Annotated in this window: 16 protein-coding genes; 7 read left to right on the forward strand and 9 right to left on the reverse strand. The window is 73.4% G+C overall.

The features are described from left to right. Nucleotides 1-3: 3 nt before the first annotated feature. The 6 genes from EDD40_RS39585 to EDD40_RS39610 are packed head-to-tail and all read right to left on the reverse strand — an operon-like array spanning nt 4 to nt 8,366. The gene (locus tag EDD40_RS39585) at nt 4-1,290 is read right to left on the reverse strand and encodes a cation:proton antiporter (protein WP_123747423.1); all 1,287 of its coding nucleotides are present in this window, start codon (nt 1,288-1,290) and stop codon (nt 4-6) included. Continuing rightward, entirely contained in the window at nt 1,287-2,678 is a 1,392-nt protein-coding gene (locus EDD40_RS39590; protein ID WP_123747424.1) for a cytochrome P450, read from the reverse strand. The genes EDD40_RS39585 and EDD40_RS39590 overlap by 4 nt, the downstream gene beginning before the upstream one ends. Continuing rightward, a complete protein-coding gene (locus EDD40_RS39595; protein ID WP_123747425.1) occupies nt 2,669-3,760 on the reverse strand; it encodes an alpha-hydroxy acid oxidase in 1,092 nt (363 codons plus the stop codon). The genes EDD40_RS39590 and EDD40_RS39595 overlap by 10 nt, the downstream gene beginning before the upstream one ends. Further along, a complete protein-coding gene (locus EDD40_RS39600; protein ID WP_123747426.1) occupies nt 3,757-5,340 on the reverse strand; it encodes an NAD(P)-binding domain-containing protein in 1,584 nt (527 codons plus the stop codon). Before EDD40_RS39600 ends, EDD40_RS39595 begins: the two co-directional genes overlap by 4 nt. Nucleotides 5,341-5,350: 10 nt before the next feature. After that, nucleotides 5,351-6,829: a class I adenylate-forming enzyme family protein gene (locus tag EDD40_RS39605; protein ID WP_211348354.1), complete on the reverse strand. Its 1,479-nt coding sequence runs from the start codon at nt 6,827-6,829 to the stop codon at nt 5,351-5,353. Further along, entirely contained in the window at nt 6,816-8,366 is a 1,551-nt protein-coding gene (locus tag EDD40_RS39610) for an FAD-dependent oxidoreductase (protein WP_123747427.1), read from the reverse strand. The genes EDD40_RS39605 and EDD40_RS39610 overlap by 14 nt, the downstream gene beginning before the upstream one ends. A gap of 63 nt (nt 8,367-8,429) precedes the next feature. On the opposite strand from EDD40_RS39610, the gene EDD40_RS39615 reads away from it, so the two are divergent. Continuing rightward, nucleotides 8,430-9,926 carry an aromatic amino acid ammonia-lyase gene (locus tag EDD40_RS39615; RefSeq protein WP_211348355.1) on the forward strand — a complete coding sequence of 499 codons (1,497 nt, stop codon included), beginning with the start codon at nt 8,430-8,432 and terminating at the stop codon, nt 9,924-9,926. Between the two features lie 160 nt (nt 9,927-10,086). On the opposite strand, the gene EDD40_RS39620 is transcribed toward EDD40_RS39615, so the two are convergent. Then, a complete protein-coding gene (locus tag EDD40_RS39620) occupies nt 10,087-11,370 on the reverse strand; it encodes a sensor histidine kinase (RefSeq protein ID WP_123747428.1) in 1,284 nt (427 codons plus the stop codon). Then, nucleotides 11,367-12,014, reverse strand: coding sequence for a response regulator transcription factor (locus EDD40_RS39625; protein WP_123748631.1), 648 nt, complete (start codon nt 12,012-12,014; stop codon nt 11,367-11,369). The genes EDD40_RS39620 and EDD40_RS39625 overlap by 4 nt, the downstream gene beginning before the upstream one ends. Nucleotides 12,015-12,223: 209 nt before the next feature. Between EDD40_RS39625 and EDD40_RS39630 the strand changes: the two genes are divergently transcribed. The 6 genes from EDD40_RS39630 to EDD40_RS39655 all read left to right on the forward strand — a co-directional run bounded on the left by EDD40_RS39630 (nt 12,224) and on the right by EDD40_RS39655 (nt 17,976). Next, on the forward strand, nt 12,224-12,598 hold the full coding sequence (locus tag EDD40_RS39630) for a PadR family transcriptional regulator (RefSeq protein WP_123747429.1): 375 nt from the start codon (nt 12,224-12,226) through the stop codon (nt 12,596-12,598). Next, nucleotides 12,595-13,962, forward strand: coding sequence for a permease prefix domain 1-containing protein (locus tag EDD40_RS39635; RefSeq protein WP_123747430.1), 1,368 nt, complete (start codon nt 12,595-12,597; stop codon nt 13,960-13,962). The genes EDD40_RS39630 and EDD40_RS39635 overlap by 4 nt, the downstream gene beginning before the upstream one ends. 452 nt (nt 13,963-14,414) lie before the next feature. Continuing rightward, entirely contained in the window at nt 14,415-15,239 is an 825-nt protein-coding gene (locus EDD40_RS39640) for a hypothetical protein (RefSeq protein WP_123747431.1), read from the forward strand. 5 nt (nt 15,240-15,244) lie between these two features. Then, on the forward strand, nt 15,245-15,640 hold the full coding sequence (locus tag EDD40_RS39645) for a GntR family transcriptional regulator (RefSeq protein ID WP_123747432.1): 396 nt from the start codon (nt 15,245-15,247) through the stop codon (nt 15,638-15,640). A 1-nt stretch (nt 15,641) separates the two neighbouring features. Then, nucleotides 15,642-16,265: a GOLPH3/VPS74 family protein gene (locus EDD40_RS39650; RefSeq protein ID WP_123747433.1), complete on the forward strand. Its 624-nt coding sequence runs from the start codon at nt 15,642-15,644 to the stop codon at nt 16,263-16,265. Nucleotides 16,266-16,527: 262 nt separating this feature from the next. Continuing rightward, the gene (locus EDD40_RS39655) at nt 16,528-17,976 is read left to right on the forward strand and encodes a serine/threonine-protein kinase (RefSeq protein ID WP_246038223.1); all 1,449 of its coding nucleotides are present in this window, start codon (nt 16,528-16,530) and stop codon (nt 17,974-17,976) included. Between the two features lie 343 nt (nt 17,977-18,319). Here the strand turns inward: EDD40_RS39655 and EDD40_RS39665 are convergent, their stop codons facing one another. Next, on the reverse strand, nt 18,320-19,531 hold the full coding sequence (locus tag EDD40_RS39665) for an FAD-dependent monooxygenase (protein ID WP_123747435.1): 1,212 nt from the start codon (nt 19,529-19,531) through the stop codon (nt 18,320-18,322). Nucleotides 19,532-19,770 lie beyond the last annotated feature (239 nt).

Below are 19,770 nucleotides of genomic sequence, written 5' to 3' on the forward strand. Positions count from 1 at the left end.
GGCTCACTTGTTCGGCGCGGGCACCGTGGACGGGATGAAGTCGGTCGTGCCGCGCTCCAGGCTCTCGGGCAGGGACGCCCGGTAGATCGGCATCGCGGCGGCGGTGGTCACGATCGCGACCGCGACCAGGATCGCGAACAACTCCGGCGTCACCATGTCGTGCGCGAGGCCGATGTTGATGAAGATCAGGATCATCAGCCCCCGCGCGTTCATCAGCCCTCCGACCGCGGACGCGTAGCGCCACGAGAAGCCCTGGGCGCGCACGACCACCGCGCAGCCGAGGTACTTGCCCGCGAACGCGACCGCCATGATCACCGCGAGCGGCAACCACAGCCCGCCGCCCGCGCCGAAGCCGGACACCTGCGTGTTCAGCCCGCTGAACGCGAAGAACACCGGCAGCAGCAGGATGGAGTTCAGGTCCGTGAGCCGCGTCTCCAGCTCCCGGCGCACGATCGCCGACTGCGGCATCGCCAGACCCGTGATGAACCCGCCGAACACCGAGAACACGCCGATGTAGTCGGTGAACCACCCCGCCAGCAGCACGACGAGCAGCACGAGCGCCATCACGTCGCGGCTCATCCGGCCCTCGCGCTCCACCCGCGCGCCCAGCCGGGAGAACAGGGCGCGCCCCACCGTGAGCATCAGCAGCGCGAACACCGCCGCGCCCGCCACCGTGCCCACCGCGTCGAACGGGCTGCCCGCCGCCGCGACCGCGATGATCACCGCCAGGATGACCCACGCCGCCGCGTCGTCGATCGCCGCCGCGACCAGGGTGAGGCCGCCGATGGGGGTGTTCGCGATCCCGCGCTCCTGGAGGATCCGCGCCAGCATCGGGAACGCGGTGATCGACAGCGCGCCGCCGACGAACAGCATGAACTCCCACCGGGTCGTGCCGTCCGGGCTCAGCGAGCCGAAGAACAGCGCCGCCGCGCCCGCGCCCAGCGCGAAGGTCGGCAGGATGCCCGACGCCGCGAGCGCCACCGCCCGCCGCATGCGCTGCCCGCTCGCCAGGCTGTGGTCGAGCGAGGACCCGACCAGGAACATGTAGAACGTCAGCCCGATCGTGCTCAGCACGTACAAGGTGTCCTTGACGTCCGCCGGGAAGACCTGGGCCTGCACGCCGGGCGCCACGGCGCCGAGCAGGGCCGGGCCGAGCAGGACGCCGGCGACCATCTCGCCGACCACCCTGGGTTGCTTGACCGCCATGGCGATGCGCCCGCACAACGTCGTCGCGGCGAGCACGACCGCGAGCGCGGCGAACACCTTCAACGCGAACTGGATCTGGTTCACTCGGTGATCTCCTGGGTGGAAGGCGGCTCCTGCCGCAGCGGGCGACCCTGGGTGTCGTGCGTGTCGAAGTAGCGCCCGGCCAGCCGCAGCCGGTGGGCGTGCAGGACCATGACCGTGCCGAGCACGAGCTGGACGACGCTGCGCCACACGTCCTCCCACCGGTCCCGCACGCGCAGGAACGCGCCGAGCACCGCGAGGCGACGCGGTGGCAGCGGCTCGCCCGCCCGCACCAGCAGGCACGGGCCGCGGCTCGGCAACGACCGGGTGTGCGTGACCGTGGAGTGCAGCGTCACGCGGCGCAGCACCTCGGCGGTCGCGCCGCGCAGCGCCAGCGGGGACAGCCGCCAGGCCGGGCAGGGCCGGTTGGCGGCGACGCCGAACGGGATGTGGTGCGCGGTCCGCGCCTGCACGTCCCGCCAGCGGTCCGGGTCGAACACGTCCGGGCGCGCGTAGCCGGTGGCGTGGTAGTCGGGGTAGCTGAAGCACAGCACCGAGCCGGCGGGCAGCGTGGTGCGCTCGTCCAGCGCGATGTCCCCGGTGGTGATGCGGTGCGCGATGCCGAACAGCGGGTAGAGCCGCATGGTCTCGTCCAGGACGTGGGCGAAGTAGCGCTCGTCCGCGGCGAGCCGGGCCGCCACGTCCGGGTGCTGCGCCAGCGCGAGCAGCACGTGCGCCATCGCCTCGGACATCTGGACCACGGCGGTGTTGAAGAACGTGCCTTGCAGGTAGTGCACCTGCTCGGCGGGCGACAGGCTCGCCGGCAACGGCCGCCGCACGTCGCCCGCCGCGACCCGCCGGGCCAGGTAGCGGGTCAGCCGCGCCCGCCGGGCGGGGTGGCGCAGGCCGGTGCACTTCAACGACGTCACCACGTCGTCGGCGTGCCCCACGATCAGGTCGCGCGCCTCGCGGGGGCACGGCTCGCCGAACACCAGCTCGTAGAAGTACTCCGCCCACACCGGCGTCATCAGGTCCCGCAGTCGCACCAGCGCGACCTGCCCGGTGACGACTTCGTCGAGCACCCGCCCGGCGCAGCGGGCCGCCGCCGCCGACAGCGCGTCGCCCGGCCCGGCCAGCAGCGCGCGCGTCGTGCGGGCCACGTCGTCGTAGCGCGGTCCGGCCTCCAAGTGCTCCTGGTGCACTTCGGGGCCGGGGGAGAGCCAGTACCAGAACAGGTCCGACAGCCCGGCGCCCCGGCTGCGGCCGTTCGCCGCCGGGTGGCCGTAGACCTCCTGGAACCGGTCCGGCCCGACGTCGGCGTTCGGGAACGTGATCGCGTCGTCCCCGTTGACCTTCTCGAACACCTTGCCGCGCAGGGCGACCACCCGTGCCGGCAGCCAGCGCGGCGCGGTCAGCACCGCGGCGGCGGCGAGCACCCCGGTCACCCACACCGCGCGAACACCCCCGTCCCGCGCGCGACCACCAGGTCGCGGGTGAGGTCGGCCGGGTCACGCCCGCCGCACAGCGCGAGGACGTGGTCGAACTCGTCGCGCAGCACGTCCAGGACCCGCGCCACCCCCGGCTCGCCGGCCGCGGCCAGACCCCACAGCACCGGCCGGCCGACGCCCACGGCCGCCGCGCCGAGCGCGAGCGCCACGGCCACGTCACCACCGGAGCGGACGCCGCCGTCCAGCACCACCGGCACCCGGCCCGCCACCGCGTCGACCACCGCGGGCAGCGCCTCGACGGCGGCGGGCGCGAGGTCGGACTGGCGCCCGCCGTGGTTGGACACCACGATCCCGGCCATCCCGTGCTCGACCGCGAGCACCGCGTCAGCCGGGTGGAGCACGCCCTTGAGCCACACCGGCAACGACGTCAGCTCCCGCAACCGGTCCAGGTGCGCCCACGACACCGACGGCGACATCTCGATGTCCCGCACGCCGCCCGGCGGCGCGCCGGGCAGGTCGCGCATGTTCTCCGCCGCGAGCCCGGCCGGCAGGTCGTGGAAGCCGTGCTCGGCGTCGCGGCGGTGGCGGCCGAACACCGGCGAGTCGGCGGTCACCACCAGCGCCGCGCACCCCGCCCGTTCCGCCCGCTCCACCAGGCACGCGGTCACGTCCTCGTCGGGCTGCGGGTAGAGCTGGAACCAGACGGACGCGTCCGCGGCCGCGGACCGCGCCGCCGCCACCACCTCGCCGATCGCCACGGTCGCCGCCACGCCGGACACCAGCACCGTTCCCGCCGCCGCCGCGGCCCGCGCCGTGGCCAGCTCGCCGTCCGGGTGGGCCAGCCGGTGGAACGCGGTCGGCGCGATCAGCACCGGCAGGTCGAGGCGACCGCCGGGCAGCTCGACCGAGAGGTCCCGCTCCGACCGGCCGCGCAGCACCCTCGGCAGCAGGGCCAGGCGTCGGAACGCCGCCTCGTTCTCCCCGAGCACGACCTCGTCGCCGACACCGCCCGCGTAGTAGTCGTAGTGCACCGGGTCGAGCACCGCGCGGGCCTGTTCGGGCAACCCGGCGATCCAGGTGCTCACGGCGAGACCGCGGCGGTCCGGGCGAGTCGGGTGTCGAGGAACGCCAGCAGCGGCGCCCGGTGCACGTCCTCGCTGTCCCACTCGTTCTCCAGGTTCTCGGTGAGGTGGTGCTCGCCGAGCAGGACCCCGTCCCGGAAGTGCCGGACGACCGGGTGCAGGTAGCGGCCGTCGAGGCCGCTGGTGTCCTGCTGGGACACCCGGCTCTCGGTGACGTCGAACGGGTTGATCCGGTCGTGGCCCTCGCCGTACTCCAGCGTCACCGCCAGGTAGGACTCGACGTCGCCGAAGTCGCCCCGGCCCACCGCCTCGTGCAGGTGGGCCAACGGCACCTCCTCGGCGTAGCGCAGCGCGCCGTCCGACCCGACCAGCACCGCGTCCGCCATGAACGCGAACAGCTGCCACAACGCGGAGGTGCGGTTCACCCGCTCGATGACCGCGTCGGCCACCGCCTCGGAGGTGGGGGCGAGGTCCCGGCTCGGCCACGCCACGCCGTGGTAGCGGTGCTCCAGGACGTGGTGCAGCGCCCGCACCCCGTACCGGAAGCCGTGGATGAACCCGCTCGTCGACTTCTTGAAGTCCCTGGCCTGCGTGATGGTGCCGGCGAAGAACAGGTCGGGCACGTTCACCGACTCCCAGGCGGCGGTCTGGTCCGGGAAGCGGTCGTTGATCGTCAGTCGGGGACGGCACTCGGGCGCGAAGATCGACGCGTCGAACCGGAACCCGGTCGCCAGGATCACCCGGTCGTAGCGGATCTCCTTCACCCGCTCGTCGACCCGCACGAAGCTGACCCGCACCAGGAAGCCGTCGCCGTCCCGGCGGATGTCCACGACCCGACCGTCCAGCAGCGCGTTCTGCGACTTGAGCTGGTAGGTGTCGAGGAAGTTGTTGTTCACCGCGCGCAGGTGGCCGACGAAGTGGGTCTGCCACGCCAGCTTGAGCGAGCCGGGCCCGGCGACGTGGATGACCGACGTCGTCTCGACGAGGTTGTCCGCGGTCTCGAACGCCGAGTTGCCGCGCCCGATGATCAGCACCCGCTGCCCGGTGAAGTCCGCCGGGTCCACCGACACCTCGTCGTACCGCTCGGCGAGCTCCACCCCGTCGATCGGCGGCACGTAGGACTTGGACACACCGGTGGCCACGATGATCCGCCGGGCCCGGTAGGTGTCGCCGTTCTGGTCGCGCACCACGAAGTCGTCCGGCCTGGTCACCTCCACCACCGACGTGCCGTAGCGGATCGGCAGGTCGTGCGCGGCGGCGAAGTCGCCCAGGTAGCGGACCATGTCGTCGGCGTGCGGGAAGTAGCGCGGCGTGTAGCGGGTGAACAGCAGCGCCGGGTCGTCGGACAGCAACGAGTTCCAGTCGGTGCGCAGGTCGAGCTCGGGGTCGTCCCAACCGGTGATCGGCTTGTTGATCGAGATCAGGGTGCGGTGCCGGGGGAAGCGGGTGAAGAAGGTGCCGGGCGCGTCACCGGCCTCCAGCACCAGGTGGTCCCGCCCGGCGCGGGAGAGCAGGTACGACGCCTGGAGCCCCGCCGGGCCGGCGCCGATCACGAGACACTCCGTCGAAACCTCGCTGGACACGACTTTCTCCTCACGTCCGGGAGCGGGACAGCAGGCGCTTGTCCGGCTTGCCGCTCGGTGCGAGCGGCGGTTCTTCGATCGCGGTCACGGCCACCGGCGCGCACGCCGCGCCCAGCCGGTGCGTCACCAGGGCGCGCAGTGCCGCGAGGTCGGGCGTCCGACCACCGCTCGGCACGACGAACGCGTGCACCGCCTCGCCGGTGTCCTCGTCCGGCACGGCGACCACGTACGCCTCGGCGACGTCCGGGTGCTCGGCGAGGACGCGCTCGATGGGCCCCGCGTAGTGCAGGTTCGCGTTGACGATGACCACGTCCCTGGTCCGGCCGGTCAGGTGCAGGTGGCCGCCCGCGTCGACGTGGCCCAGGTCGCGGGTGCGCACCCAGCCGCCGGTGAACACCTCGGCCGAGCGCTCCGGGTCCGCCCAGTACGCGCCGGCCTGCGCCGGCGTGCGGACGAACAACTCCCCGTCCACGCCCGGCGGGACCGGCGCGCCGTCCGGGGCGCGCACCTCGACGCGCACGGCCGCGGGTGGCACGCCCACCGTGCCGGGCGGGTCGGCCGGGGTCGCCATCGCGATCATGCCCGTCTCGGTCTGGCCGTAGCCGTGGAACACGACCGGTCCGAGCACGTCCAGCGCCTCGCGGTGCCGCGCGGCGGTCAGCGGCGACCCGGACACCATCAGCGCCCGCAACGTCGACAGGTCGGCCGGCGCGCGGCGTTGCGCGGCGACGAGCTTCGCCAGCCGGGGCACGGTGAACACGCTCGCCGAGGCGCGGTGGCGGGTGATCGCCTCGGGGAAACCGGGTCGGTCGGCGACGACCGCGGCGCCACCGGCGGTGATCGTCAGCACCGCGTACTCGAACATCACCTGGCTCGACAGCGACCCGAACACCAGGAAGCGGTCCAGCCGGGAGGCCAGCTCGCGGATCGCGGGCGGCCACGCGTCCGGTCGCGCGGCCCACGCGTCCGTCATCGCGGCGTAGGTCTGCGCGCACGCCTTGGGCGCGCCCGTGCTGCCGCTGGTGTGGATCAGCCGGGCGACGTCGGCGAGCCTGCCGGCGCACCGCGGCCGGCCCTCGGCCCGGGACTTGCGCAACGAGTCGACGGTCAGCACGCGGGCGCCCGTCGCGGCGGTGGCCCGCGCGGCGGCGGCGTCCGAGTCGGTGATCACGGCGGTGATGTCGAGGCCGAGCAGGTGGCGCACCTGATCGTCGGGCAGACCCGGCCGCACGCCCAGCACCCGCGCGCCCACCGCGTGCGCGGCGAGGATCGTGGCGAACGCCTCCGGGTCGACGCCGAGCACGAGCGCGACGCCGTCACCCGGGCCCAGCCCGTTCTTGCGCAACCCGGCCGCGATCCGCGAGACCAGGTCGAGCAGCTCCGCGCCGCTCACCACGCGCGAGCCGTGTTCGAACACCGGCCGTCCACCGGCGGTCTCGAGCACGTCGAGCACCGCGCGGGGGAACGGCTCGGCGTCACGCGCCGGCAAGGCACTCCTTCACGAACGCGGTCAACGGCTGCTGGTGCACCGCCGGCAGGTCCCAGTGGTTCTCCAGGTTCTCCGCCAGGTGGTGGGTCGCGGCGAGCACGCCGTCGCGGTAGTGGCGCACCACCGGGTGCAGGTAGCTCGCGTCCTGCGCGTTGGCCGCGTCGTTCTCCGCCACGCGCGGGACGGTGATGTCGAAGGGGTCCACGGTGTCGTGGTCCGGCCCGTACTCCAGCGTCGCCACGAACCGGTGCTCGGCCGGGCCGAGGCCGCCGTCGGCGAGGTAGGCCACCGGCACCTCCTCCTCGTACCGGGCGGTCCCGCCGGAGACCGTGACCACGTCGCCGATCACCGCGAACTGCTGCCACAGCGCGGACGACCGGTTCACCCTGGCCACCAGCGCGTCGCTGATCGCCTCCGGCGACGGCGCCAGCGCGGTCGACGGCCACGGGGTGTCGTGGTGGCGGGCGGCGAGCACGCGGTGCAGGGCGCGGACCCCGTACCGGAAGCCGTGGATGAACCCGCTGGTGGACTTCTTGAAGTCGCGCTGCTGGGTGAGCGTGCCCGCGAAGTACAGGCCCGGCACCGTGGTCGACTCGTAGGCGGGCGTCTGCTCGGGGAACCGGTCGTCGATCACCAGCGCCGGGCGGCAGCTGTCGTCGAACACCGAGGCGTCGAACCGGAACCCGGTGCACACCACGATCCGGTCGTACTCCAGCTCCCGCAACGACTCCACGGTGCGCGCGTAGCGGAACAGGACGCGGAAACCACCGCCTGGTCGGGGCTCGACGAGCTCCACCGTGCCGTCGAGGACGGCGTTCTCCGACTTGAGCTGGTAGGTGTCGAGGAAGTTGTTGTTCACCGCGCGCAGGTGGCCGACGTAGTGCGTCTGCCACGCGAGCCGCACCGAGTGCGGACCCGCCACGTGGATGACCGCCGCGTGCTCCACCAGGGAGTCGGCGGTCTCGAACCCGGAGTTGCCCTTGCCGATCACGAGCACCCGCTGGTCGGTGAACGACTCCGGGTCGGTGTCGAACGTGTCGTACCGCTCGGCGTGCTCGATGCCCGGGATGGGCGGCAGGTGCAGTTGCGAAACCCCGGTCGCCACCACGACCCGCGCGGCGCGCCACGTCCGGCCACCGCCGTCGAGCACGGCGAAACCGTCGTCGTCACGGGAGATCCGCGTGACCTCGGTGTCGTAGTGGACCCGGGCCCCGGTGGCCGCGGCGAAGTCGGCCAGGTAGCGGAGCAGGTCGTCGGCGGCCGGGAAGTACCGGTCGCTGTAGCGGGTGAACAGCAGGTCGGGGTCGTCGGTCAGCAGCGAGTTCCAGTCCATCCGCAGCCGCTGCTCCGGGTCGGAGAAACCGGTGTGCACCTTGTTGATGGAGATCAGGGTCCGGTGCCGCGGGTAGCGGGTGAAGAAGGTGCCCGGTCCGGTGCCGCGTTCGAGGACGGCGTAATCGCGACCGTCACGCTCCAGCAGGGCGGCGAGCTGCAAACCGGCCGGTCCCGCCCCGATGATCAGGTAGTCGTGCGCCATGAGCCAGGAAGCTACGCACCGGATCTCAGAACTCTCTGAGATCGACTGCCTACTGTCGGTGCCGTGACCACGACCGTGACCGACGCACCCGTGGACCTCGGCGCGCCCCTGCGGAGCGACCACCTCCACCGTGCGGCAGCGCCGTTGCCGGTGCTCGTCAGCCCCGCCGTCCGGGAGCGGGTCGACCGGGGGCGCGAGTACCTGCGCGCCGTGCTCGCCGACGACGAACGACCCGTCTACGGCGCGAAGACCGGGTTCGGCGCGCTGATCGGCTTCGCGGGCCGGGAGGACGAGGCGGACCAGTGCGACAACACCCTCGCCCACCTCGGCGCGGGCCAGGGGCCGGACCTGCCCGCCGACATCGCCCGCGCCGCGCTGCTCGTGCGGGCGTGGTCGCTCGCCCAAGGCCTCTCGGGGGTGTCCGGGCACGTCGTGGACGGGCTCGCGGCGATGTTCGCGACCACGTTCGTCCCGGCGATCCCGCGCTACGGGTCGGTCGGCGCCAGCGGCGACCTCATCCCGCTCGCCTACGCGACCCAGGCGTTGCGCGGGCGCGGCCACGCTTACGTGGACGGCGAGCGGATGCCCGCCCGGGACGCCCTGGACCGCGCCGGGCTGACCCCGCTCACCCTCGACGGGCGCGACGCGCTGGCGCTCGTCAACGGCACGTCCGTCACGACCGCCGCCACCGCCCTGGCGCTGGACGGGGTGCGAGCCTCGCACCGGGCGATCCAGGACTTGACGTGCCTGCTCGTGGACGTGCTCGGCGCCGACCCCGGTTTCCTCGACCCCCGCCTGGTCTCGGCCTACGGGCACCCCGGCGCGGCCACCGTCGCCGACCGCATGCGCGCCACCCTCGTCGGCACGATCCCGACCGGGGAGCGCGCCCTCCAGGAGCCTTACAGCATCCGGTGCTCGCCGCAGCTGCTCGGCGCGGCGGAGGACGCGTTGCGCTACGTCGACGGTGTCGTGGCGGCCGACCTGGGCGGGGTCAGCGACAACCCGCTGTTCTTCCCCGGCGACGACCTCGTCGCGCACGGCGGCAACTTCTTCGGCCAGCCGGCCGCGTTCGCCGCCGACGTGCTCGCCATGGTGACGGCGTCGTTGGGCAACCTCGCCGAACGGCAGCTCGACCTGCTGGTCGACCCGGCCCGCAACACGGGCCTGCCGCCGATGCTCGCCGCCGGGCCCGGACGCCAGCACGGGCTGCAGGGCGTGCAGCTGGCCACGACCGCGTTCGTCGCCGAGATCCGCCGCGCGGCCGTGCCGGCGAGCACCCAGAGCCTGCCGACCAACCTGCACAACCAGGACGTCGTGCCGTTCGGCACCCAGGCCGCGCTGCGCTCCTACGACCTCGCCGAGCTGCTCCGGCTGCTGTGCGGCTCACTGGCCCTCGGCCTGCGCCAGGCGGTCCACGTGGGCGGACGCCGCCCGACCTCCCCCCGCTGCGCCGCGCTGCTCGACGCCCTCTCCGACGCCATCGCCCCGGTCGACCCCGACCGGCCCCTCGACGCGGATGTGCGGGTGGCCGCCGACCTGGTCACCTCGGGCCGGTACTGATCTCCGGTGGCGGTGGCGGTCGGGCCGGTCGCCGGGTGCTCGTGCCGATCGCTTCGCCGGTCGTGGTCGGCGCGCGGTGGCGGTGGTCGGGTCGTCGCGCGGGCTCGGCCACCGCTGCCCGTGCCGGTCGGGGCGGGTGCCGCGGCCTCGGGCGGCCCGGTCAGCGCGGGCCGGTGGTGATCGCCTCGTCCGTCGCGGCGCCGGCGGTGTCGGGGGCGGCCGGCAAGCGCAGGGTGAAGCGCGCGCCCTGGCCCGGGTGGCCGACGGCTTCCACCGTCCCGCCGTGGCCGGTCACCACTTCGCGCAGCAGCGCCAGCCCCAGCCCGAACCGCCGCTCCGGCGCGCCCGGACCGACCGGCCCCCGGTGGAACCGGTCGAAGAGCCGGTCCGCCTCGACCGGGTCGAACCCCTCGCCGGTGTCCGCGACCGTCAGCTCGACCTGCCCGCCCCGCAGCCCGAGGCGCACGTCGATCCGACCGCCCTCCGGTGTGTGGCGCACGGCGTTCGCCAGCAGCTCGTCCACCGCGCGCCGCAACGCGGTCTCGACCCCGGTCACGATCAGGGGACCGGTGGGGCGTTCGACGGTCAGCGTGATCCGCCGCTCGTCCGCCCGGTCGCCCTCGGTCCGCACCGCGGACTCCGCCAGCGCGGCCAGGTCGACCGCCCGGCCGCCGGGACCCTCGGACTGGCGGGTCAGCCGCGCCGACAGCAGCAGGTCGTCCACCACGTCGCCGAGCCCGCGGATCGAGCTGGCGAGCGCGTCGAGGCTGTCGCGGTGGTCGTCGGGCAGGTCCGCGGCCTTCGCCCAGCGGGCGAGCAGCTGCGCCCGCGTGTACGCCCGCGCGATCGGGGTCCGCAGCTCGTGGCTGGCGTCCGTGACGAACCGCCGTTGCCTGGCCAGCGCCTCGGCCAGCGGCGCGACCGTGCCGCGGCCGACGCCCAGCCCCAACAACGCCGCCGCGAGCAGGCCGCCGAGCTCCGCGATCACCAGCGCCAGCAGCAGGTGCCGCCGGTCGGCGAGCTGGTAGCGCGTGTCGAACACCGCCTGCACGGTGGTGCCGTCCGCGCCGCGCTGGGTCAGCACCAGGTACTCGGTGCCGTTGAGCCGCAGGTCGCGCTCGACGACCCCGCCCGACGCCTCGACCGCGTCGAGGTCGTCGCGCAGCGGGAAGCCCGGCGGGACCTTCAGCACGCCGTCGTCGAGCACGCCGTCGTCGAGGATGAACAGCCACGTGCACCCCGGAGGCGTCGACGGCGCGCCGAACTGGGCGTTGTAGCGCAGCTCGCGCGTCACCTGCGCCACCTGCGCCTGCACCATCACGCCGTAGGCGATGCCGCCGACGAACGCCACCAGCACGGTGATCGCCAGCCCGACCAGCACGCTGATCCGCAGGCGGGCCCGCCGGATCACCGCCCGTTCCGCCTCGGCCCACGAACGGCTCACAACGCCCCCAAGCGATATCCGAGTCCTTGCACCGTGTGCACCACCGAACGGTCGATCTTGCTCCGCAGGTAGTACACGTAAGTGTCCACAATGGATGTTGCCGAAGCGTCCGGGAACACCACGCGCCGCAACGACGCCCGCGTGTGCACCGTGTCCGGATGGGTGGCGAGCACGCGCAGAAGGGTGAACTCCCGGGCGGTGAGCGGCACCCGCCCGCCGTCGGGCAGCACCGCTTCCCGCTGCCCGACGTCGAGGTGCCCGGCGCCGATGCGCAGCACGTCGGCCAGTTCCAGCGCCCGCCGGCACAGGGCCCGCAGCCGCGCGCTGAGCTCGTCCAGGTCGAACGGCTTCACCAGGTAGTCGTCCGCGCCCGCGTCGAGACCGTCGATCCGGTCGTGGACGGTGCCCAGCGCGGTCAGGATCAACGCCCGCGCCCGCACCGACCTCGACCTCAGCCGCACCAGGAGGTCGAGCCCGTCGAGGCCGGGCAGGCCGCGGTCGATGACCACCACGTCGTACGGGCGGGTCAGGGCGAGGTGCAGCCCGCGCTGCCCGTCCAGGGCGACGTCCACCGCGTAGCCCTCGTCGCGCAGCGCGGCGGCGAGCAACTCCACGAGCTCGCGGTCGTCCTCCACCAGCAGCAACCGGAAGCAGTTGGCCGGCCAGGATCTGGAGTTGCCCTGCACGCCACCAGAATCCCACTTCCGGGTGTTCGGTCAACGTGATGAGAGCGCCGACCATCGGAGTTCCGCCGCCTGCGTCCCAGATGGTCCGTCCGCGCTGTTTGCTACGCCTTGATACCTAGAAGTACTATGCCTTGCACATCTAGGTCACGTCGCCGAGGGGAGTTCGCGTGAAGGTCACCAAGGACCTCGTGGCCGCCTCGGCGACCCCTATGGTGCTGGGCATCCTGGCCGAGGAGGACAGCTACGGCTACGCCATCCTCAGGCGGATCAACGAGCTGTCCGGCGGTGAGCTGGACTGGACCGAGGGCCTGCTCTACCCGTTGCTGCACCGGCTCGAGCGACTCGGGCACGTCGAGTCGAGCTGGCAGTCGGTCGCCGGCGAGCGGCGGCGCAAGTACTACCGGATCACCCGCGGCGGCCTGGCCGAGCTGGCCGAGCAGCGCCGGCAGTGGGACACGGTGGTCGGCGCGCTCCAGGAGATCTGGCCCCGTCCGGACGGGCCTCGGCCGTCGACCGCGTTCCCCCTGAGAGGCTTCGCATGACCGACGACCGAGGCGACCTGGACGCGCAGTTCGCCCAGTGGCGCCACTACGTGCAGCGGCGCCGGGAGCTGCGGCAGGCCGACGTGGACGAGCTCGAAGACCACCTGCGGGGTTCGGTCGACGACCTCCTGGCCGCCGGGCTGCACGCCGACGAGGCGTTCCTGGTCGCGGTCAAGCGCATGGGCAGCCTGGACGAGCTGTCCCGCGAGTTCGCCCGGGAGCACTCGGAACGGTTGTGGAAGCAGCTGGTGCTGACCGGCGGGCCCGACGGACCCGCGCCGGGCGGGCGGTCGCGGCGCGACCTGTGGGTGATGGTGGCCTGCGCGGTGGGCGCGGCGGCGTCGGTCAAGGCGCCGGAGCTGTTCGGCCTGACCCTGGAGGACGACGCCGCGTTCTACGTGCCCAACGTCGGCCTGCTCGTGCTGCCCTGGTTGGCGGGTTTCCTGGCCTGGCGCCGCCGCGCCGCGACCGGGCTGGTCGGCGTGCTGGTGGCGCTGTTCGCGCTCGGCGCCGTCGCCGCCAACGCCTACCCGCTCGCGGAGGACTCCCAGTCGCTGGTCCTGACCGGCATCCACCTGCCGATCGCGCTGTGGTTCGTGGTCGGCCTGGCCTACGTGTCCGACGACGTGCGGTCGTCACGGCGACGGATGGACTTCGTCCGCTTCACCGGCGAGTGGTTCATCTACTACGTCCTCATCGCGCTCGGCGGCGGCGTGCTGATCGGGTTCACCTTCGGCACGTTCCAGGCGATCGGCATCTCGCCGGAGACCGTCGTCTCGCAGTGGGTGCTGCCGTGCGGCGCGGCGGCGGCCGCGGTCGTGGCCGGGTGGCTCGTCGAGGCCAAGCAGAGCGTCGTGGAGAACATCGCCCCCGTGCTGACGCGCCTGTTCACCCCGCTGTTCACCGCGGTGCTGCTGGCGTTCCTGGTCACGCTCGGCGTCACCAGCTCCGGCATCGACGTCGAACGCGAGGCGCTGATCCTGTTCGACCTGCTGCTGGTCGTGGTGCTCGGCCTGCTGCTCTACTCGTTCTCGGCCCGCGATCCGCTGGCGCCTCCCGGTGGGTTCGACAAGCTCCAGCTCGCCCTCGTGGTCAGCGCGCTGGTGATCGACGTGCTGGTGCTGCTGGAGATCACCGGCCGGATCACCGAGTTCGGCACCACGCCGAACAAGGCGGCGGCACTGGGCGAGAACGTCATCCTGCTGGCCAACCTGGCGTGGACGGCGTGGCTGATGCTGTCACTGATCCGCCGCCGCGCGCCGTTCACCGCGCTGGAACGCTGGCAGACCGCCTACCTGCCGGTCTACGCGGTGTGGGCCTGGGTCGTCGTCCTGCTCTTCCCGCCCCTGTTCGCCTACCTCTGACCCGGCCGCGCCTGATCCCGGTCCAGGCGGACACCAGCTTCCGGGCCACCTCGTACAGCAAGGGCACGATCACCCGGACGTGCTCCCAACACCGTGACAGCCTCCTGCGCATCCCGTCGCGGTCGCGGGACTTCCGCCGGGCCGGCTCGACCGTGCCGTCGTAGCGCTCGCGACGCCGGTCCTCGCGGACGATCATCCACAGTGGAACCGTCCATCCACGCGAGGTCGAGTGCGGCCTGCCGTCGACGGTCGCACCCCGGTTCACCCGGTCGCGCGACGCGTTCTCGAACCGCACCGCTGCCCGTTCGTCCACCCGGTGCACGTCGGAGCCGCTGACCGCCGAACCGGTCAACGCCGAGGTCGCCGCGCCGAGCGCCTGCTCCGCGGCCGGTTGACTTGTCGCAAATCTTGACGCACCATGTTGAGACAGAAGTTGCGACATAGGAGGCGTCATGCCGAAGGGGACCTCGCCGGGTGCCGACCTTTCGGTGCGTCCGGCGGACCTCGAACGGGCCGGTGTGTGGTTGACCGGGCACGGCTTGGCCGACGTCCGGCCGACAGCGTTGCTGGCGACACGTCTGGAGGTCCGGCGACGTGCCCGGCTGGCTGCTTCCGTCCTGCTGGCCGCGTTCCTGATCGCGGTCGCGCTCACCTACACCGGCGGCACGGTGGACGGGTCCGGGGATCGGCGCTGGTCGTTGCTGGTGTTGACGGCGCTGGTGGTCGGGTTGGTGCTGGCCCAGTCGTCGCTGGACTGGTGGGTGCGGCGAGTCGACCGGCGCGCCGGTGCGACGCTGCCGCGACGGGCGGCCCACCCGGTCCGGCTCGGTTGGCGCACCGTGCTCGGCCGGCCACGTGCCGCGTTCGCGGTCGCCACGTTCGCGGGCGGGACGGCGCCGGCGATCGGCACCTTGACGCTGGACGACCCCACCGCGAGGTATGCGGCGGTCATCCTGCTCATCGGGCTGTGCGGGCTCGCCGTCGGCGTTGTCGTCCAGCTGCGCCACGTCCTGACGCACCCGGTCGTGGCGGACGACGAGGTCTCGCTGACCGCCGACGTCATCATGCGGGTCGAGGACGCCCGAGTCGGCGCCGCGCCCACCGCGGTGTGGTCGGTGTGGTCGCTGCCGGTCGTGTCGGTGTTCAGCACCGCCTTCGGTTGGTGGAACGCCGCCTGGGTCGCCTTCATCGTCCTGAGCGTCATCGCGCTGGCCCTGATCGAGGCGCGGACCGCCCGGAGCGCCGCGGTGGCGCGGAACGCCATGAGCGCACCGTGACCCGAATGATCTCCATCGACGCGGCCTCGCCCGTCCCGCCGTTCGAGCAGCTCCGTGCCCAACTCGCCCGGCAGATCCAGGACCGCACGCTCGCCGTGGGCACCCGGCTGCCGACCCTCCGCCGGCTGGCCGCGGACCTCGGCCTGGCCGTCAACACCGTCGGCCGGGCCTACCGGGAGTTGGAGGAGGCGGGTCTGATCGAAACCCGTGGGTCGGCCGGCTCGTTCGTGTCCGCGGCCGGCGAGCAGGGACGCGAACGGGCAAGCCGCGCCGCCGCCGACTACGCCGCCGTCATCGCCGGCCTCGGCATCGACACCAACGAGGCCATCCGCATCGTCCGAACAGCGCTGACCACGGGCATCTCGGTATCCCCGGCCACGCACAACCCGAAAGAAGCATGACATGGCCGTGCCCCGCAGCCTCCCCGAGCGCGTCTACCTGCTGGCGTACAACCCGGACAAGGGCAAGGTCGGCTCAGGGACCCACCTGGGCGCCATGCTCCGCGCCGCGACCCTCGCGGACCTCTACCTGGGCGGCCACCTCACCGACGAACGCGGCCGTGCCACCATCCACGTCCGGCGCCCCTGCGACGATCCCGTCCTCGACGCGCTCCTCGAGGAGATCGCCGGGTCCAAGCCACACGCGTGGCAGTCCTGGATCAACCACGGGCAGGGCGCCACCTTCCGAGCGGTACGCCGGCACCTCGACGACGGCGGCTGGGTTCACCTCCAACCCCGCAAGATCCTCGGGCTGTTCCCCGCCACCAGGGTGACCATCCGCGATCCCCGCGTCCGCGATGAACTCGTCGGCCGGGTCAACGCCGTCCTGCACGAGCCCTTCGACAGCATCGACCCCGCCGACGCCGCACTCGTGGCCATCATCGCCGCCGCCGACCTCGCTCTCGTCCTCGACCGCAAGACCAAACGTGCCAACAAGCAGCGGATCCAGGAACTCGCGGAACTCAGCGGACCGATCGGCCCGGCCCTGCGCAAATCCATCCAAGCCGCCGCGGTCGGCGAGGTGTAGTCGACTCCCGGTGCGACCGGACCGCACGCGCTCTCAACTCGTCGGGGTACTTCCTCGGTGGTGCCACGGACGACTGCCTTCAGTCCCTATCGGACCATGCCCGGAAAGCCACCGGAAAGCCACCGGAAAGCCCAGGTGTTCGTGGGTTCCTGGCCGCCGGCCCTTTGTAACGAACGGGAGGGGTGGCCCGACGTGTGGGTGGTCGGGCGCGATACGAGGGCCGGAGGGTTGTTCAGTGGTCTGGGAGTATGGGCCCTATCGGGTGGAGTCGCTCATCGCGCGGGGCGGGATGGGCGAGGTGGTGCGTGCCTACGACACCCGGCACGACCGGATGGTCGCGCTGAAGTTGCTCGCCGCGCGGTTCGCGGAGGACCCGGAGTACCGGGAGCGGTTTCGGCGGGAGGCGCACGCGGTGGCGCGGTTGCAGGAGCCGCACATCATCCCGATCCACGCCTACGGTGAGCTGGACGGGCGGCTGTACCTCGACATGCGGCTCGTCGACGGGCAGGATCTGGCCGCGCGGTTGCGCGGCGGCGGCCCGCTCGACCCCGGGGAGGCGGTGGGGATCGTCGAGCAGGTCGCGCAGGCGCTCGGCGCCGCCCACGCGCAGAACCTGGTGCACCGGGACGTGAAACCGTCCAACGTCCTCATCGCCGACGCCGGGTTCGCGTATCTCGTGGACTTCGGGATCGCACGGGCGCTGGACGCGACGACGGGGCTGACCGGGACCGGTGCCGCGATCGGCACGCTGGACTACATGGCGCCGGAGCGGTTCGGCGATGGCCCCACCGACTACCGGGTGGACGTCTACTCGCTGGCGTGCCTCCTGCACGAGTGCCTGACCGGCAGCAAGCCGTTCGCCGGCACCACCGCGGCGTCGCTGATCGGCGCGCACCTGAACCAGCCGCCACCCTCGCTCGACGCGCTGCGCCCCGGGCTGCCGCCCGCCCTGAACGCGGTCGTCGCGAGGGGGATGGCGAAGAACCCGGCCGACCGCTTCGCGAGCGCGGCCGAACTGGCCGCCGCCGCGCGGGCGGCGCTCGCCGGGCACGCGCTGCCCGCCCCGCTGCCGCCGGTCGCGCCCCGGCCGACGTCGGTGCACGCGGTCGCACGGCCTCGGCGGACGCTGTGGCTGGTCGCGGCCGTGGCAGTCGTGCTGGCGACGGCTGCGGTGAGCGCGGCGGTCAGCCTCGCCGGACGGTCGACGCCGGGGACCGCGACCAGCGCCGACGGGACGCCAGCGGAGCGATTCACCCCGGCGAGCGCCGCCGTGACCACCACGTCGTCGACCCCGACGCCTTCGTCGACGACAACAGCCGCACCTACGACGACCTCACCACCGCCGGTCAGCGTGCCGCCGGCCGTCGTGGCGCCACCCGGCGCGGACCTCGGTCTGGCCGAGCCGATGAGCGTGCCCACCTGTGACGGCGCCTACGTCACGTTCGTCGGGGCGGCCGTCGAACCGGGGCGGTACCGCACCGACGTCCAGCGGCTCCTGTCCGACCACCCCGGCGCGCGGTACCTGCACTCGCCGACGACCGGGTGCGGCTCGCTGCGCCACCAACTCGACGGGGCCGACATCTACGCGGTGTACTACGGCACCTTCGGCACCCAGGACGAGGCGTGCGCGCAGCGCGCCGCCGTCGGCGGGGACGCCTACGTGAAACGGCTCGACCGCACGACCCCGCCGTCCCAACTGCTCACCTGCTGAGCGCGGCGGCCCTCGTCGGCATGAAGTCGACGCACCTGACCCGGGCAGCACGGCCTGGATCGCGTCGAGGTCTCCCGGCGCGCGCCGTCCGGGACGGCGCGGGAACCCGGTTGTGTCGGTGACGTGCCGGTGCCGGTGACCGTCTCGGTCGCTTGTCGCGCCGGCGCCGCCGAAAGCAGCGATCGCTTCGCCTCGGGATCGTCTGCGCGCAGGTCCGCGGTCCGCCCGGTGGCGACTTGGTCCAGTTCCGCGGTGAGCCGTTCGCGTTGCTGTGGCAGCAAAGCCGTGGGGCGTGCCGGTTCCGCGCGTCGCCCCGGCACCGGTCGGACGGTCGGCGTCGAGTTCAGACCAGTTCGCCGTGGTGGGTCCCCTCCGAGGTCGCCAGCGCGGTTTCCGCGTCGTAGCCGTGGATCCAGGCCATGTCCTCCGGCAGCCGGCGCAGCTTGGCGTCCCGCGCGTCGGCGGCGGGTCCGTCGGGGAGTTGGTAGCACTCGCCGTTGTGCCGCGAGCCGCGTTGCAGCATGCGGGTCCGGGTGCGGCGGGCCCGTTCGTAGCGGTCCAGTGCCAGCGCGGGGCGGTCCGGCCACGTGCGCAGGCAGGCCGCCAGCACCACGGCGTCCTCGACCGCCTGGTTACCGCCCTGACCCTGGTGGGGGAGCATCGGGTGCGCGGCGTCGCCGACCAGCGTCACCCGCTCCAGGCTCCAGCGGTCGACGGGTTCCCGGTCGAACAGGCCCCAGTGCGACACCTCGTCGGCGGCCCCCAGGATCCGGGTGACGGCGGGCGACCACCCGGCGAACGCGGCCAGCACGTCGGCGACCCGGCCGCGCCGCACCCACGACTCCCGGGTCCACCGGGGGTCCCGCACCACGGCGAGGAAGTTCACCGTGTCGCCGCCGTGCACCGGGTAGGCGACCAGGTGCCTGTTCGGGCCGAGGTGGAACGCCAGCTCGTCGTCCACCGCGTCACCGACCAGGTCGGCCGCGACCAGGCCGCGGTAGCCCGACCGGCCCGAGTAGACCGCGCGGTCGGCGCCGACGACGCCGGTCCGCACCGCGGAGTGCACGCCGTCCGCGCCGACCACCACACCGGCCTCGACCCGCCGGTCGCCGTCGAACTCGACCACCACCCGGTCGGCCGACGGGGTGACGCGGAGGCAGCGGTGCCCGGTGCGCAGCTCGCCGCCCTCGTCGCGGTACCGCTCGGCCAGCAGCCGGCGCAGGTCCGCGCGGTGGAAGGTGTAGTACGGCGCGCCGAACCGGTCCTCGTAGTCACGGCCGAGGGGCAGCGCCTGCCGCACCCCGCCGGTGCGCCAGTGGCGGAACACGACGCGCGAGGGCTGGAAGGCCACCCGCTGCATCTCCGCGCCCAGGCCCAGCCGCAGCAGCGGCCGGATGCCGTTCGCGCCCAGCGCCAGCCCCGCCCCCTCCTCGGTGAGGGCTTCGGTCTGCTCGAACACCACGACCCGGACACCCGTGCGGCGCAACGCCAAGGCGGTGACGAGGCCCCCGATCCCCGCGCCGACCACGGCGACCGCCACGTGCTCGGCGCTCACGGCGCACCGGGGACGGCCAGGGCGTCGTGCGACACGGCGGCCACCAGGGCGTCGTCGCGGATGCCGTCGCCGGGTCGGGGGGAGGCGGTGGACTGGAGTGGCGCTTCTGGCATGGTCGCTCCTGCGCGGAAGTCACGGTGGGCCGCGGTGGACCTCGATCCGTCATCGGGGGTCCACGACCTGCCATCCGGTGTCGCCCCGTTCGGGCGGCCGACTCGTCGCCGGCGGCATCTGGGGGC

The organism is Saccharothrix texasensis, assembly GCF_003752005.1.
GTDB classification, from domain to species: Bacteria; Actinomycetota; Actinomycetes; order Mycobacteriales; family Pseudonocardiaceae; genus Actinosynnema; species Actinosynnema texasense.